This window comes from Kitasatospora sp. GAS204B (genome assembly GCF_029892155.1).
In the GTDB taxonomy this organism is placed as follows: domain Bacteria; phylum Actinomycetota; class Actinomycetes; order Streptomycetales; family Streptomycetaceae; genus Kitasatospora.
In genome coordinates, this window is sequence record NZ_JARZAG010000014.1 from 99,755 (window position 1) to 114,932 (window position 15,178).

Below are 15,178 nucleotides of genomic sequence, written 5' to 3' on the forward strand. Positions count from 1 at the left end.
CGTGCGGCTCCAGGGCAGAGCATCCGCGAGCGGTAGGACGGGGCGATCGCATGCATGATCTGGCCCGAGTGGCGCAGCTCATGGCCCAGGCGGTGCAGGAGGCGGGCCATGACTCCAGCAGGCTGCCGCAGCTGCTGTGCCTGGCTTGCGTCGAGGCCCTGGAGGTCCACGGCGCGGCGATGACCTTGATGGGGGATCCGAAGTACCGAGCGGTCTCCTATGCGAGCGACAACACAGCTGCGGAACTGGAGGAGCTCCAGCACACCTTGGGCGAGGGCCCGGCCCTGGACGCGTTCGCCACGGGCCAGCCTGTGCCAGTCGGTGATCTGACCGGGCCGGAGGGGGAGCGGTGGCCTGTTCTGTCGTCGACGGCGCACGGGCTGGGCCCCGTCCGCGGAGTCTTCTCCTTCCCCTTGCGGATCGGTGAGCTGCCTTTGGGCATGCTGACGGTCTACCGGTCCCGTCCTGGGCACCTTGAGCCGGCGGCGATGACTCGGGTGGGTGTGGCGTTAGACGCGATCCGGCTGGCGCTGATCGCCTCGTTTCATGGTGAGGTCGGTGCCGAGGGCGCTGCGGATCGCCTACCGTCGTGGCTCGAGCAACTCGACGTGGACGGCATCGAGGTGGATCAGGCGATCGGCATGGTCATGGTGCAACTGCGCGCCCCGGCCGATGTCGCGCTGTCCAGGCTCCGTGGTCACGCTTTCGCCCAGGGTCGGCCGATGACGGCGGTCGCCCGTGACGTGATCGCCAGACGGCTACGCTTCAGCGAGGACTGATGGCGCGCGAGAGCTAAGGTATGAACGGCGCGGTGTTGCGGGCATCGGACAAGGAGAAGTGCCATGAGCCGCGGCCAGGCAGAGCTGAACGAGGCGTACGCGAGCCTTACCGAATCGCTGATCGGGGACTACGACCTGGCCGATCTGCTGCACCGGATCACCGAGTACTGCATCATCCTCGGCGTGGCAGACGGTGCCGGCCTGGTGATCGCCGACTCGCGAGGCTCGCTGCGCGACCTCGCCTATTCGGACGAGGGCGTGCGGCAGCTCGGAAGTGCACAACTCAGCTGGAATGAAGGGCCTTGCGTGGAGTGTGTGCGCGAGGGCCGGGCGGTGGGCGAGACTGATCTCACCGGCGCCGGCACGCGCTGGCCCCGATTCGCGCCGCATGCCCGGCTGGCCGGCTACACATCCGTGCGGGCACTGCCACTTCGCGTGCGGCAGGCGACGGTCGGCGTCCTGAGCCTGTTCAGCAGCGCTCCCCTCTCCCCTACCCCTGACGCCCTGAGCGCAGCTCAGATCTTTGCCGACCTGGCGATCCTGGCGGTGCTTCAGGACCAGGCGCCGGGACGTCGCACCGTCGCAGAGCGCATCACCCGGGCCCTGCAGAGCAGGTCGGCGATCGAACGGGCGAAAGGGATGCTGGCCGAGGCCGGCGGCCTGGATATGGATGAGGCCTTCTCTGGGATCCGACGGCACGCCCACGAAACCGGCCGGGGGCTCACCGAAGTCGCCCAGGCCCTGCTGCTGGGCTCCGTGGACGTCCATGTGCTGGCCTCACAAGCCCACGGCCACGGGTGAGCGCTCCTGGTCAGGCATCGCTTCGCACCAGCCGGTAGGCGGCCGCGGCCAGCACCAGCGCGGTCCAACCGACGATCACGGCGAGGCCGATCCCAGGTGACAGGGTGTGCGGTTGGCGGTCCACAGCGAACATCGACGCTCCGGCGTTGCTGGGCAGAAACGGTCCGATGTCGTTGTGCCAGGACGTCGGCAGCAGCAGCGCCAGTCCCGGCACCAGCATCATCACGCCGACCAGCATGGCGATACCGCCGGCGATCGAGCGCAGCAGTGCCCCCAGCGCGGTGCCGATGACACCGACCAGGGCGAGGTAGAGCCCTGCCCCCAGCAGGCTGCGCACGACGCCGGCGCTGGAGAGCGAAAGCGCTGCGGGGGTGGAGGAGACGATGGCGCTGGCGAACACGAACGTGATGAAGACGGCACCTGTGCCCACGGTGAAGGCCACCAGGCCGTAGACCGCGACTTTGGACCACAGCACTGGCAGGCGGCGGGGGACCGCGGTCAGTGTCGAGCGGATCATGCCGGTGGAGTATTCGCCCCCGGTGACCAGGACGCCAAGGACGCCGACGGCCAGCAGGCCGGGGGCGGTCCCAAACGCGGAGAGGCTGACCGCGGTGGCGTCCGCAAACTCCAGGTCCACTCCGCGCCCCGAATCGATCATGGTTTTGTATCGGAACGATGCGATCAGGCCAAAGGCCACCACGAAGAGCGCCGCCAGGCCCAGAGTGATCCAGGTGGAGCGCAGGGACCAGAGCTTGGCCCACTCCGAGCGCAGGACCCGCCGTGCGGTCACGCGGTACACGGGGCGCGCGGGCCTGGCGAAGGTCGCGCGGGGGGCGGGGGTTTGGGCAGCGGGAGTCATGCTCCGGTCCTCTCGACTGCGCTCTCGCCCAGGGAGACGGAGCCGTGGTACTCGACGGTCTCCCGGGTGAGGTCCAGGAACACCGCCTCCAGGGGAAGCGCGGTGGTGGTGAGCTCGAACAAGGCGATTCCCGCCGCGGCCGCCGCCAGCCCGATGGAGCGCGCTGACACGCCGGTCACCTGCAGGTCCTCGGGGCCGGGCCCGGCGGCAACCTGGACGTCGGGACCCAGGAGCTCGCGCAGCCGGGCGGGGTCGGCGCAGGCGACCTTCACAGTGTCGCCGCCGACTCGGTGGACCAGGTCGTGGACGGTGGTGTCCGCGAGCAGCTTTCCCCTGCCGATGATCACGAGGTGGTCGGCGACCTGGGCCATCTCGCTCATCAGGTGCGAGGAGATGAAGATGGTGCGGCCTTCGGCCGCCAGGGCGGTGAGCAGGTTGCGGATCCACAGGACACCTTCGGGATCGAGGCCGTTGACAGGCTCGTCGAGCATGAGTGTGGCCGGATCGCCGAGCAGCGCCGCGGCGATGCCCAGGCGCTGGCCCATGCCAAGGGAGAAGGCACCGGCGCGTTTCCTCGCCACCGCCTGGAGCCCGGTCAGCTCGATGACCTCCTCCACCCGCCGGCGCGGGATGCCGTGAGTGTAGGCCTGGGCCATCAGGTGGTTGTAGGCGGAGCGTCCGGGATGGACCGATGTGGCTTCCAGCAGCGTGCCGACCTCCTGCAAGGGCGCGGTGTGCTGGGCGTAGCGGCGGCCGTTGACGGTGACGGTACCGCTGGTGGGGGTGTCCAGGCCCACGATCAGACGCATGGTCGTGGACTTGCCGGCACCGTTGGGGCCAAGAAATCCGGTGACCGTGCCCGGGCGGATCGTGAAGTCCAAGTGGTCGACCGCTGTCTTGTCCCCGTAGAGCTTGGTCAGTTGACGCGCTTCGATCATCGGCTCGTCCTTGTCTGAGGCGGCTCTTGCCTGTGAGCTCTCTTGGCCGCGGTTGTGGCGTTGGCCCAACTGCTGTGGCGGTGTTCCCTGTCGGTGCACCGTTGGCAGGAGGGCGGCGCGGCGGCCAGAAGCCCCGCCCGGCCGCCGCCAAGATGAGCCCGGCCCTGAGCCATCCACCTGCGATGTCACCACCCAAGGACTCGCCAGTGTGCATCGCCCCCTGCCAAGGGCTAAGGGTGGCCGACACCGAAGGCCACCGCCTCACCTCGCACCCATGCTCGCTCTGGCCACGCGAGCGCCGCGTCCGTAGAAGTACGGGCAACCATGCGACCTGCACTCCCCACCCACACTGACCCACGACCTCACACTCAGGGCCCCGCGGGGCGCTTCAGCGAGAGCATCCACCGAATGGGGGAATGTCCCTGCCGCTCCTGCGGCGCTTCACGGGGCGAGCGGAGGTGTCTGCTTCCGGCCCCAGGTACTGGGCGTGAACCTTCCCACCGCGGCCGTCGAGCTTGGGGCTTGATGCCTGGGGCTCCGCAGGATCCAACTGTCTCTGGGACACTGCCAGCAGGAAGACCCGAGCAGATGCGGAGGAATTCTCGTGTCCATGCGACCAGTTGAACGATTACGCGCGCGGTGGAGGGCTTCCTCGCCGACCGCCAAGGTGGCCGCTGTCGCCATCCCTTCATGCGCCCTCGCCGGACTCCTTGCCGCAACAGCGGCCAACGCCGGGCTCTTCGCCCCCTTGGCCTCGGCCAGGCCCAGCCCCGCCTCCATACAGGTGCCGGCGCCTGCAACGACCATGCGGCCACCAGCCACATCTCGTCCGCCCGCCATCCCCACTCCCCCAACTCCGACTACGGCGCCCGCATCCCCCACGCCGGTGCCTTCCCCGCCCAGGCCGACAGCGCATACGACTCCGTCGTCCGTCGCCTCCCCGGCACGGGGGCCCCAGGGTCCCATCTCGCCGCTGACCGGCCTTCCCGGCGCCGCGGGTCGCATCCTCGCCGTCAAGATCGACAACATCGTCACCGCGCGGCCCCAGACCGGGGTGAACTCCGCAGACGTGGTCTACGCGATCGAGGTCGAGGGGGGCCTGTCCCGATTCCTGGCGATCTACGACTCGAACCACCTGCCCCAAGGCGACGCTATCGGCCCCGTACGCAGCGCCCGGGAGAGCGACCTGCCGATCCTCCAGCAGTACGGGAAGGTCGACTTCGTGTACTCGGGTGCGCTGAGCAAGTTCCTGCCGGTGCTGGCCGACGCCAACGTGTTCAACTGCTCCCCGGACCAGGACGGCTCCTTCTTCCGAGGAACGTCCAACGCACCGCCCTCCAACCTATACACCACGCCCTCGGACATCCTGCGTGATTTTCCCGGCTCGGCCCCCGCGCAGGACGTGGGCTTCCGGTTCGGCGACGCACCCGACGGCGGCGACCCGACGGATTCCTACACGGCAACGATGCCCTCCGCCTCCTTCACCTTCACGTGGTCCGCCGAGCAGGGCAAGTACCTGGTGGCGATGGACGGCACGCCCGCCGACACCACGGACGAGGGGCCGATCGGAGCTGCGACGATCGTGATCCAGAAGGTAGCGGAGACGACATCGCCCAGAGGATTCATGGACTCCCCCGGAGTCCCCTCGCCGTACGCGCCGACCATCGGCAGCGGCGATGCGGTGTTCCTGCGCGATGGGAAGGCCTACCAAGGGTCCTGGTCGCGCACCGACGCCGGCAGCGGCACCACCTTCACCTACCAGGGCGGGGCCATGAGGTTCCACCCCGGCCAGGTGTGGATCGTCCTCGACCCGCAATAGATCTCCATCCCGGCCTCGCCTTCCCGAAGACGGCAGAGGAAAGCGGCAATTCCAGCTGCTCCCACGCCATTGCATTTTCCGCATCAGCGTCGCCGAGGGTCGACCGGTCATTGCAATCCCACGTATAATTGCTAAATTGCGTTCACCCGGGATCTGTTGACGTCCGCACCCATCTTCGTGGCTGTGGGGACAGCCCCGTCGAGCGGACCGCCGGACCCGAGATCTCCGGACCCTTTCCGGCCGACCTGTGAGGCAAGCGCATGGCAGAGCAGCAGTGGGCGTTCGCGCCCGACGAGGAGCTTGAAATGTGGCGGGACCGGACTGTTCCCCCCGCGCGTGCGGGAGTTGAGGGATCCGAGGGCCAGCAGGCACCGGGCGGCAGTGGCCGCGGGCCGCACCAGCGACACCCGCCGGCCGGATCCCGGCGCCACGCCGCCACAGTCGCCCTGTTATTACTCGGGCTGCCGCTGATCGGCGTGTGCGTCGACGAGGCGACCGGCCCGGGGCTGGGCATGGCCTTCACCTTCTCCACCGCCCTCGGTGCGGCCTGTGCGGCTGCCATGGCCAACCGCTCGGACTGGTGGTGGGTCATGCCGGTGACGCCAACCGTCGTACTGGCCGCGTCGGCCCTCGGCACCGCGCTCAGCGATCCCGCCGGGTACCAGAACTCCAAGGCACTAGCCGTCAGTGCGCTGCGATGGAGCGTCACCGGATTTCCCGTGATGGTGATGGCGCTCAGCTGCGCCGCGGCAGTCGTGGTCGTGCGGCTGGCGCACGGCGGAAGGAGGCGCCGTGGCTGAGCGTGGCGTGCGCCTGGGGGTGCTGGCCGCCGCCGGGCGCCTGCTCGCCTGCGGCAGCGGTCTGGCGGTGCTCGCCACCAGCGGCTTAGGCTGGTACGAATACCATTCGCTGGCCGCCGGGCTGAGCACCTCCAACGCCCTGGACCACGCCCGCAGCAGCACGGCGATGCCTCTGGACAGTTCGGTGAACGTGCTGCTGATCGGCCTGGACAGCCGCAAGGACATGGACGGCAATGATCTGCCGCCGCAGTTCGTCCAGGACGAGCTGCACGCCGGCGCCAGCAGTGAGGTAGGCGGGTACAACACCAACACCCTGATCGTGCTGCACATCCCGGCAGGCGGCGGCAAGGTCAGCGCGCTGTCCATTCCGCGCGACGACTACGTCCGGACCTACGGTGCCGACGGCAGGAAGCACAAGATCAAGGAGGCCTACGGCTACGCCAAGGCTGCCGCCGAGGACCGGCTCGCCGACACAGGCCTGGACCAGGGACAGCTGGAGCAACAGAGCCGGGAGGCGGGCCGGGAGGCGACGCTGGCCACTGTGCAGAACTTTCTCGGGATCCCGATCGACCACTTCGCCGAGGTCAACCTGCTCGGCTTCTACGACATCGCCAAGGCCCTTGGCCCCATCCAGGTCTGCCTGAACCATGCCACCAGTGACCCGGCCGTGCAGGGTCAGGGCTCCGGCTTCTTGGGCCACGCCGGCCTCAACACCCTCAACGCTTCCCAGGCGCTCGCCTTCGTCCGCCAGCGGCACAACCTCGCCGACGGCGACCTGGATCGAACCCACCGCCAGCAGGCGTTCCTCGCCTCGGTCGAGGACAAGCTCAAGCACGAGGGTGTCTTCAACGATCTGAACAGGATGCAGTCGCTGCTCGGCGTCATGAAGAAGGACGTGGTCATCGACAACCGGTGGGACGTCCTGGACTTCGCCCTGCGGGCGAGTGACCTGACCGGCGGTAACGTCGAGTTCAACACCTTGCCGATCACCGGCTTTGCCACCATCGGCAAGGAGGACGTCAACACCGTTGACACCGCTCAGGTCCAGGAGATCGTGCGCGGGCTCTTCGGCCGTGCCCCCGCTTCCGCGCCGGTGGTCGGCGCCTCCCCCACGGCTGCGCCGACCACCGCGCCCATCACCCGCACCACCTCGGACACAGTGGACGTCTACAACGCCTCCGCTGTTGCCGGGGCCGCCTCGCGGGAGTCCCAAGCCCTGGTGGCGGCGGGCTACCAAGGCGGGCGGGTCGGCACCGCTAGCCCGCGCTCGAGGACCACCGTGGCCTACGGTTCCGGCGCGCAGGAGGGCGCCAAGGACATCGCCGCCCGCTACGGGGCCGCCGCCGAGCCCTCCTCGCGGGTGGTGGCCGGGCACATCGTGGTCACTCTCGGGAGCAACTACAGCCCGCCCGCCGGTGTCGAGGACGACCCTGGCGCGCCTTCGTCGGCCTCGATGCCTGCCATGCAGGGCCCACCGGTCACGATGGGCGGAATCCCGTGTGTCAATTGAGCTCTGGCGACCGCGCGGGCGCCTGGGCCGGTGAGGCTCGGCGCCCCAGCTGACTGAGTCTGGCAGGACAGGGGGTGTGACCGTCCTGCGGGCACTGCCGGCACGGGTCGCGTGCTCGGCCGGCCCAGCCTGGCCCGCTCATCGCCGGGAGATCATCGCAAGGCACATGGGGGTGGAGCGGCGGTCAGAAGTCGAACAGTTCGCCGGTGGCACGGTGCAGCATGCAGCGGTTGGGGAAGGTGTGCAGGTAGGAGATCGGCTGCCCCTGCCAGATCCCCTGGGCCGTGACGGTCACCGGCTGGTAGGTATCGGCGCAGAAGGTCTGGAGGGTGGGCTGGGCGCTGATCGAACCGTCGGTGACGCGCAGACTGGCGCAGCTGGCCGCAGCTGCCGGGTGGTCACCTCCGGGGACCGGGGCGCAGCGCAGGTCGACCGCGCGATCGACCGGGGCCTGCGGGTTCCAGGCGCCCTCCGTCACGGTCATGACCAGGACCGAGGGCGCGGACTGGCCCGCTGAGGGGGCGGCGGCCTGCGCCTGGGGTCCGGCCAGTGCGACCGTGCAGGCCACGGCGGCCAGAGCGGTTGCGGCAGCCGGCAGTGAGACGAAGCGACCCATGGCTACTCCTTTGTCGTCGGGGGCAACCGAACGGTCGGACGGTGCCGGTGGAGACAATGGCACCTCCGCCCTCGGCGCGCAGCCCGGGCCTACAGCAACTGGGCATGGTTTGTGCATGCCAAACGGCTGGCTTTGAGGCTTCCTGGCTCGCGGCCTCTGTGCGGGTGGGGCCCCACGAGAACCGTGCGGCCCCACCCGGGAGCACAGCCCCCCTGTCCGCCGCCGCTCGCACACCACCGAGCCCGTTCGCGGCAACGCCACCGCATCGAACCGGACACCCGACTACGGCCGGAACCCACCGCCCAGGTCGCGTCGCGCCGCTATCCGCCGGAGCGAGGAGTCCCGGCCACCGCCCGCCAGGCCCCGCACATGCGAACTGCCGGACGGCTCAGGGCCTTAACCCTGGGCCGTCCGGCAGTACCGGTGCCGCTGTGCACTATTGACCGGCCGGTTCGCCATTCAGCTGGAGATGTGGTCGTTGCTCTCGACGTTCTGGGCCGTCCCCGAGGGGTCGTGCCAGGTGTCGTCAAGTACCGTCGAGCCGGAGCGTGGGGGCGGGCCGGGTGGAGCTGCGGGAATCATCCGCTCTGTACTGCGAGTGCGGGTCAGGGCGCCACGTAGGTGTAGAAGTGGTCGTTGCTGTCGTTGTTCTGGGCCATGCCCGAGGGGTCGTGCCAGGTGTAGTCGACTGCCACCGCTCCGATGGGGACGTAGGTCGGCACGGTGAGGGTGTAGTTGGCGTTGATGCGAAGTCCGCCGTTGACCGGAGCGTTTCCCGTCGAGGACACGGTGCAGGTGACTACGGTGGTGCCGACACAGGTTCCCGCCACCGCTCCGAAGTTCCCCAAGGCGTCGACCACCTGGAAGGGAGCGCTACCTCCGGGCAGTGCGAACGTGCCTCCCGTGACCGCGGTGGCGACGAAGGTCATGCCGGGGGTGTAGGTGCAGCCAGGCTGCGTGAGGCAGTTCAGCGTTGCGCCATGGGCGGGGTCTACGCCGGTGACGCCGTGAGCCGCCTGGAAGTTTCCCGTGTAGGAGAAACCCCAGTCCCCGTTGGAAGCCATGGCGTTCCCGGAGCCGGCGACGACCGCCGAGGCAGCCATGGCAGTCGTTGCCAGGCCCAGCAAGCCCCGCTTGATCAGCTTGGACATTTGCGCCTTCCTTTTCTTTTCATTGCACGTGTGCGCTCGGAAATTCTGATTCTCACCTGTCTGCGGCTGCCGTTGTGAAGCCAAGGCAGCTCCGGTCTGAATCACCGTTTTCAGGGCGAGATCATGCCTGCCGGAACTTCCTGAGCGGAGCCGACGGTTCGCGAGCGCAAGGACCTGTCACAGAGGCGTCCCCGGGTGTCTTGCACTGACCGGTTGCGGGCCCTCCATAGGAAGAAGAGCGCTCCGGTGCCGGCCGATGACGCTGCGGGGCAGGGCTTAGTTCGTCCAGGGGAACCCGGCCGGGGACGACAGGGGCAAGCAGGAGGCGGTCGACAGCCGAAAGCCCGTGATCGGCGCTTTGGGGAAGACGACCTGTGCCCACGGCTCCCTCAGGACGCGGCGGCGCCGTTGACACAGGTGTTACCGAGGGCCGGGTTGAGCAAGCCGATGATGTCGACCGAGTTGCCGCACGCGTTGATCGGAAGGTGGATGGGCACCTGGATCACGTTGCCGGAGAGGATGCCGGGCGAGTTCGACGCCAGCCCGTCGGCCTGCGCGTCGGCGGCCGCGAGGCCGGCGCCGGCAAACACGAACATGCCCGCCGCACCCGCCGACAGTGCCACGGTCCTGAGAATCGTCTTCATGACTGCTCCATTCGTATTCGGACCCCACTGTGTCTGTGGCATCCGGAGGGCGCCGCCCTCACGCTTTCTGACGGCCCTGCCCCCCGGGCCTGATGCCCGTTGGTCCGCATGTCGGCGCGTTGTCGTTCGATCGAAGTACCAGCGGCCGGCCTTGCCGCCCAAGGCGTGGCACCGGACGTCATGAGGGCCGCCGCAGGGCCTCTTCAACCGAGAGACGAGCACCCGCCAGCCTTCTCACCCCGATCGCATCGGTTTCGACACGACTTGCGCTTCAGGGTGGCCGACGGTCTCCGCGCAGTCCCCCTCTCTGATTGGAAAAAGGAGTGAAGACATGTCCGCGATGAAGACACGCCGGCTGGGCCTGGGCGGCCCTGAGGTCTCCGCCCTCGGGCTGGGTTGCATGGGGATGTCGAGCCAGGACGGGCGCCGCGATGAGCAGGAGTCGATCGCGACCATCCAGCGCGCCCTGGAGCTGGGCATCAACCTGCTGGACACCTCCGAGGGCTACGGGGCGGGCCACAACGAGAAACTGATCGGCAAGGCGGTGGCCGACCGGCGCGATCAAGCGGTGATCACGACCAAGTTCAGCTTTCGGCCTGGCGGTTCACCGGCGCTCGGCCTCGTGATGACACATCCGCGGCTCGCGTGCGAGGCGAGTCTGCGCCGGCTCAACGTGGAAGCCATCGACCTGTTCTACTACCACGAACCCCACGGCGCCTTCATCGAGGACATCGTCCACGCCATGGCCGAGCTGGTCACCCAGGGCAAGGTCCGCCACCTGGGCTTGTCGCAGGCCACTGCGGCAGGGCTGCGCACCGCCTGCGCCGTCCATCCGATCGCTGCTGTGCAGAGCGAGTTCTCCCTGTGGGAGCAGCGATCGGTGCTGGAGGTGATGTCAGCGGCCCGGGAACTGGGCGTAGGCATCGTGGCGCACTCACCGCTGGGGCGTGGCGTCCTCACTGGGGCGGTCACCAACTGGCAGGAGCTGGCCGCAGGCGGCAGCCGGGACGAGGATGGCCGGCTGCGCGCGGCGAACCTGGAACTCAACCTGCGGCTCGCCACCCGGGTGAGCAGCGCGGCCCAGAACGCGGGGTGCACGCCTGTTCAACTGGCCCTGGCCTGGCTGCTGGCCCAGGGCGAGGACATCGTGCCGATCCCGGGGACCACACGCGTCGACCACCTCGAAGAGGATGTCGACGCAGTCAATGTTCCTCTGACTCTGGATCAGTTGTGCGCTCTCGACTGGGCCATGGAGGAGGGCACGGTGTTGCCGAACTGCGCGTGAGGAAGACAGGCCACGGCCTCACGCTCTCACTCGGGCTCGGGCTCGGGCTCGGGCTCGGGCTCGATGGCGCGATGGTCACCACTTGGTGTGTCGGGCGGGCTGCCGCCCGACACCGGCAGCCGGGCGGCGGGCGGGGGGGCGTCGGCCATCGTGCCGAAGGCGGCGCCGATGCCCCTGAGCGCATCACCCACCTCATTGGGGATGATCCAGAGCTTGTTGGCGTCGCCCTGGGCCAGCTGCGGCAGCGTCTGCAGGTACTGGTAGGCGAGCAACTTCTGGTCCACCTCGCCGTCGTGGATCGCCTCGAAGACGGTGCGGATCGCCGCCGCCTCACCATCGGCCTTGAGCACCGCGGCCTGCGCCTCACCTTCGGCACTGAGCACCGCGGCCTGCTTCTCACCCTCGGCGCGCAGGATCGCCGCCTGCCGCTGGCCCTCGGCGGTGAGCACGGCCGCGCGCTTGTCCCGCTCGGCACGCATCTGCTTCTCCATCGAGTCCTGGATGGAGGTCGGCGGATCGATCGCCTTCAGCTCGACCCGGTTGACCCGGATCCCCCACTTGCCGGTGGCCTCGTCCAGCACCCCGCGCAGCCCCGCGTTGATCACCTCACGGGAAGTCAGGGTGAACTCCAGGTCCATCGAGCCGATGATGTTGCGCAACGTGGTGACCGTGAGCTGCTCGATGGCCTGGATGAAACTGGCCACCTCGTAGGTGGCCGCTCGGGCGTCGGTCACCTGGTAGTAGATGACGGTGTCGATGTTCACCACCAGGTTGTCCTGGGTGATCACCGGCTGCGGTGGGAACGGCACCACCTGCTCACGCAGGTCGATCCGGTTGCGGACGTTGTCCATGAACGGCGTGAGAAGGTGCAGGCCCGCGTTCAGCGTGCGGGTGTATCGGCCGAACCGCTCCACGATCACCGCACTCGCCTGCGGAACCACGCGGATTGCCCTGAACAGCACGCCGACCGCCACCACGAGCAAGACGATGAACGGGATGAGAAACGGTTCCACAGGCTTGCCCTTCTGTCGCGGTCAGTCGGCGTCGGGGGCTCCGGTGCCGGCCGAGGCCCGGGTGTCGTCCTGGGACTGCCCGCCCATCAGTTGGAGTTCCAGGGACTGCCTGTCGGGAATCGGGCGGCTCCACTGCTCGAGTTCACTTTCGAGGACGCCTCTGGCCTCTTCCCGCTCATGCACCTTCTGCTCGAGTTTGCCGTGCATGTCGGAGCCCGGCCGCTCCAGTTCGAGCGCGTTGAGCAGCAGACGGAGTTCGTTCTCGAGGTCGGCGAGCTGGCGTTGCAGGTTCGCGCGGATCTGCTCGGCCTCCTCCCGCAGAGCGTTCTCCTTCAGCCACATCTCCTTCTCCTGCCGATCCAGATCCCTGGCGGCGGCCTCCTGCTCGGCCAGGCGCACGGCCTCCTTCTTCTGCCCGATCTTCTGCGCCGCCTCGCCCCAGAATGTCTCCGCCAGGCGCTGCTGGCGTACGGACTCCTCCAGTTCCTCCCGCCGGGCACGCGCGGCCTCCTCCCGCTGGGCGCTTTCGGCCTCGGCGGCCATCTGCTCGGCCTTCCTGCTCTCCGCCTCCGCCTCGCTCACTCTTCTGTCGGGCGACCTGCGGCGCCCGATATCGTGCTGCCGGCGGTCCTCTTCGTCCAGGACGTCCAGCCCGGCCGCGGCCCTCTGGATCCTGAGCTGCTCTTCCTGGTTCCAGTTCTCCGCCGTATTCTGCGAGTCCTGCGGCGCGGACCTCCGGTCCGTGGAGAGCATCTGCGGCGCGCGCTCGATGTCCACCACGAGGGGCACGGGGGTGAACTGATTGGGATCCGGCAGGCCCAGGGGGTCCGGAGGTGCGGCGAACTGCGGCACCGCTTCGAGCAGATATCCGTCATAGCTGCGCTCAGACGAGGCGCCGGGCAGGGCGGCGTCCTGGTCCAGCTGCGCCTGCCGCTGAGAGATCTCCCGCTGCAACTGGGTGGCTCTGCGCTCCCACTCCTCGCTCAGGCCGCCCTCCTGGCTCTGGGCGTTCAAGAACCGCTGTAGCCGCTCCTCCTGCTCCAGGAGCTGCTGCTGCTCCCATTGTTCCTGCCGGAACAGCTCCTGCTTGTGCTGCTCCTGCCTGAACAACTCCGGCTGTTCGGCGTGGCGTTGCTCCCGCATCTGCCGGTAGGCCCAGGCCCCCATGCCCGAATACCCACCGCCGTAGCCATCGTCCGGGTAGCCGTAGCCCTCGCTCCCGTCATAGGTGTCGCCGTAGTAGCCGTACCCGCGCTCGCCGTCATACCCGCCGTGGCGCCGTCGTGTCCGCTCCTCGCTCAGGCGAAAGCGCTCCTCCTGATCGCGTTGCGCCTCCAGGCGAGCTGTCTCCTGGCGCGCTGCCTCCTCGTGGCGCCTGCGAGCTCCCTCCCTTTGAAGTTCCTCGTGCTCGCGTCTTCTCAACTCGTGCTGGTGGAGCTGTTCCCGCTCTCGCTGCTGCTCCAGCCGATGCTGCGTCACGCGGCGCTCCTCGAGCTCCCGGAGCTCCCGCCGCCTCTGCTGTTCATTCCATGACATGACGTGCTTTCCAGATCGTGACGCCAGGGCGCCGTCGAATACGCTCACCGGTGCAGGAAACCCACGCCGACGAGGTCCCCTGCGGCCGCGACGCAGCGCACAGCCTGTCGAACCTCCGGCACGCTTGCCCAGGGTGCTCCCGATTCCAAGGCGGGCCCGGCCCTGGGCAATTCGGCACCGTGACGAGCACGCACCGGCCAGCTTCGAAGGCGGGAGCGGCTGTGCGGGGCCCCTCCCCGGAGTAGTGGGAGGGGATGTGTCATGGCTCCGCGCGCGACCGCCCCTATGGTGGCTCCATCGTGGCCAAAAGTCTGGCAACCGCAGGGGGCACGGTAATCGGGGCATCCCCCGAAATCACCGACGATTCGCCGACCCGGTGCCTCGACGCGCTCTGCCGGCGAGAACCCGGTAGGCGTTTCCGCCGCAGAGCGCGGCCACCGCCAGGAGCAGGGCGGTGTCCAACTCCGATCGGTCGTCGCCGGGCTTGTTCGCAACGTCGTCGCGCACCAGCTGCGCAGCCGCATACTCCGGCTTCTGCTCGACGGCGCTCTGGGGACGCGCGAAGGGCGTCTTCGGCGGGCTGGACGGGAGGAGTGAAGTTCCCGGTGCGGCAGGCTTAGCCGCGAGGGGGGACGTTGCGGGAGGCGTAGGGGTGAGGGGGAACATCATGGGAGGCGGGGTGCCGAACGGCGCCATGGTCGGCGCCGTCCCAGCGGCCGTGCCCGAAGTGAAGGGCGAGTACGGCAGCAACACGGCCGAGGCGCCCTCGTAGCGGTATGCCAGGAAGCCGCCGTCGCTGAAATCCTGCAGTGAGGCGCCCGTGACGTAGCGTGCCGTGGTACCGGTGTGGGCCTCTTCGAAGAGGTTGAACGTGCGGCGCAGCGGATCGGCCCATCCTGCAAAGAGGACCACGTGCTCCTTGGACAGCAGGATGTCGCCCGGCTGCAGCCACGAGTTGGGGATCTTGTACGCGACGGTCGGCAGGGAGCCGGTCCAGTCGTTCGCCGCGGGATCGAGTCCCCAGGCCATGGACACGTAGCCGGAGCAGTCCTGGCGGTAGGTGCCGTTGGCGTCGGTCCACCACTTGGTCTGGCTGTAGGGGACCTGTTCGCGGACCCAGTCCTCCGCGCGGCGCATCACCACCGCCCGGTCGAAGGAGACCAGGGGCCGTGCCGGTCGCGCAAGGACGCTGCCGTTGGTGGCCTTGCTCCCGCCGGGCATGGGCTGAGGGTTCGCTGTGGTGGCCGAAGTGGACGGTGCTGTCGGCATAGTGGGGGGGACGGGGGGAGAGGGGGGCACAGCGGTCGGGGCTGCGGAGGGCACCGCCGCGGGCGGTACCGCGGGAGCTGTAGTAGGCGCTGCCGATGGCAGCGGGCTCTGCGCGGCCACCGAGGGGTTCGCCGAGGCGATGACCTGCTCCGCTGGAG

The 15,178-nt window shown here is 68.9% G+C and carries 14 protein-coding genes; 6 read left to right on the forward strand and 8 right to left on the reverse strand.

Going from position 1 to position 15,178, the window contains the following annotated elements:
* Positions 1-50 precede the first annotated feature (50 nt).
* Entirely contained in the window at positions 51-779 is a 729-nt protein-coding gene (locus tag P3T41_RS20435) for a GAF and ANTAR domain-containing protein (RefSeq protein WP_280691403.1), read from the forward strand.
* A 63-nt stretch (positions 780-842) separates the two neighbouring features.
* Positions 843-1,580: a GAF and ANTAR domain-containing protein gene (locus P3T41_RS20440; protein ID WP_280691404.1), complete on the forward strand. Its 738-nt coding sequence runs from the start codon at positions 843-845 to the stop codon at positions 1,578-1,580.
* Positions 1,581-1,590: 10 nt separating this feature from the next.
* Here P3T41_RS20440 and P3T41_RS20445 read toward each other — a convergent pair whose 3' ends face one another.
* On the reverse strand, positions 1,591-2,439 hold the full coding sequence (locus P3T41_RS20445; protein WP_280691405.1) for an ABC transporter permease: 849 nt from the start codon (positions 2,437-2,439) through the stop codon (positions 1,591-1,593).
* Positions 2,436-3,377 carry an ATP-binding cassette domain-containing protein gene (locus tag P3T41_RS20450; protein ID WP_280691406.1) on the reverse strand — a complete coding sequence of 314 codons (942 nt, stop codon included), beginning with the start codon at positions 3,375-3,377 and terminating at the stop codon, positions 2,436-2,438. The genes P3T41_RS20445 and P3T41_RS20450 overlap by 4 nt, the downstream gene beginning before the upstream one ends.
* Before the next feature lie 805 nt (positions 3,378-4,182).
* On the opposite strand from P3T41_RS20450, the gene P3T41_RS20455 reads away from it, so the two are divergent.
* From P3T41_RS20455 to P3T41_RS20465, 3 genes are all read left to right on the forward strand, one after another.
* Positions 4,183-5,196 carry a DUF3048 domain-containing protein gene (locus P3T41_RS20455; RefSeq protein ID WP_280691407.1) on the forward strand — a complete coding sequence of 338 codons (1,014 nt, stop codon included), beginning with the start codon at positions 4,183-4,185 and terminating at the stop codon, positions 5,194-5,196.
* A gap of 260 nt (positions 5,197-5,456) precedes the next feature.
* Entirely contained in the window at positions 5,457-5,996 is a 540-nt protein-coding gene (locus tag P3T41_RS20460) for a DUF6542 domain-containing protein (RefSeq protein WP_280691408.1), read from the forward strand.
* Positions 5,989-7,506 carry an LCP family protein gene (locus tag P3T41_RS20465; RefSeq protein WP_280691409.1) on the forward strand — a complete coding sequence of 506 codons (1,518 nt, stop codon included), beginning with the start codon at positions 5,989-5,991 and terminating at the stop codon, positions 7,504-7,506. Before P3T41_RS20460 ends, P3T41_RS20465 begins: the two co-directional genes overlap by 8 nt.
* Positions 7,507-7,690: 184 nt before the next feature.
* Here P3T41_RS20465 and P3T41_RS20470 read toward each other — a convergent pair whose 3' ends face one another.
* From P3T41_RS20470 to P3T41_RS20480, 3 genes are all read right to left on the reverse strand, one after another.
* On the reverse strand, positions 7,691-8,122 hold the full coding sequence (locus P3T41_RS20470) for a subtilase-type protease inhibitor (protein WP_280691410.1): 432 nt from the start codon (positions 8,120-8,122) through the stop codon (positions 7,691-7,693).
* A gap of 605 nt (positions 8,123-8,727) precedes the next feature.
* Positions 8,728-9,273: a hypothetical protein gene (locus P3T41_RS20475; protein WP_280691411.1), complete on the reverse strand. Its 546-nt coding sequence runs from the start codon at positions 9,271-9,273 to the stop codon at positions 8,728-8,730.
* 389 nt (positions 9,274-9,662) lie between these two features.
* A complete protein-coding gene (locus P3T41_RS20480) occupies positions 9,663-9,908 on the reverse strand; it encodes a chaplin (protein ID WP_280691482.1) in 246 nt (81 codons plus the stop codon).
* A gap of 340 nt (positions 9,909-10,248) precedes the next feature.
* Between P3T41_RS20480 and P3T41_RS20485 the strand changes: the two genes are divergently transcribed.
* Complete coding sequence (locus P3T41_RS20485) at positions 10,249-11,202, forward strand: aldo/keto reductase (protein WP_280691412.1); 954 nt, start codon at positions 10,249-10,251, stop codon at positions 11,200-11,202.
* Positions 11,203-11,228: 26 nt separating this feature from the next.
* Here P3T41_RS20485 and P3T41_RS20490 read toward each other — a convergent pair whose 3' ends face one another.
* The 3 genes from P3T41_RS20490 to P3T41_RS20500 all read right to left on the reverse strand — a co-directional run bounded on the left by P3T41_RS20490 (position 11,229) and on the right by P3T41_RS20500 (position 14,972).
* Positions 11,229-12,215 carry an SPFH domain-containing protein gene (locus P3T41_RS20490; protein WP_280691413.1) on the reverse strand — a complete coding sequence of 329 codons (987 nt, stop codon included), beginning with the start codon at positions 12,213-12,215 and terminating at the stop codon, positions 11,229-11,231.
* 21 nt (positions 12,216-12,236) lie between these two features.
* The gene (locus P3T41_RS20495; protein WP_280691414.1) at positions 12,237-13,799 is read right to left on the reverse strand and encodes a hypothetical protein; all 1,563 of its coding nucleotides are present in this window, start codon (positions 13,797-13,799) and stop codon (positions 12,237-12,239) included.
* 306 nt (positions 13,800-14,105) lie between these two features.
* Complete coding sequence (locus P3T41_RS20500) at positions 14,106-14,972, reverse strand: hypothetical protein (RefSeq protein WP_280691415.1); 867 nt, start codon at positions 14,970-14,972, stop codon at positions 14,106-14,108.
* Positions 14,973-15,178: the final 206 nt, after the last annotated feature.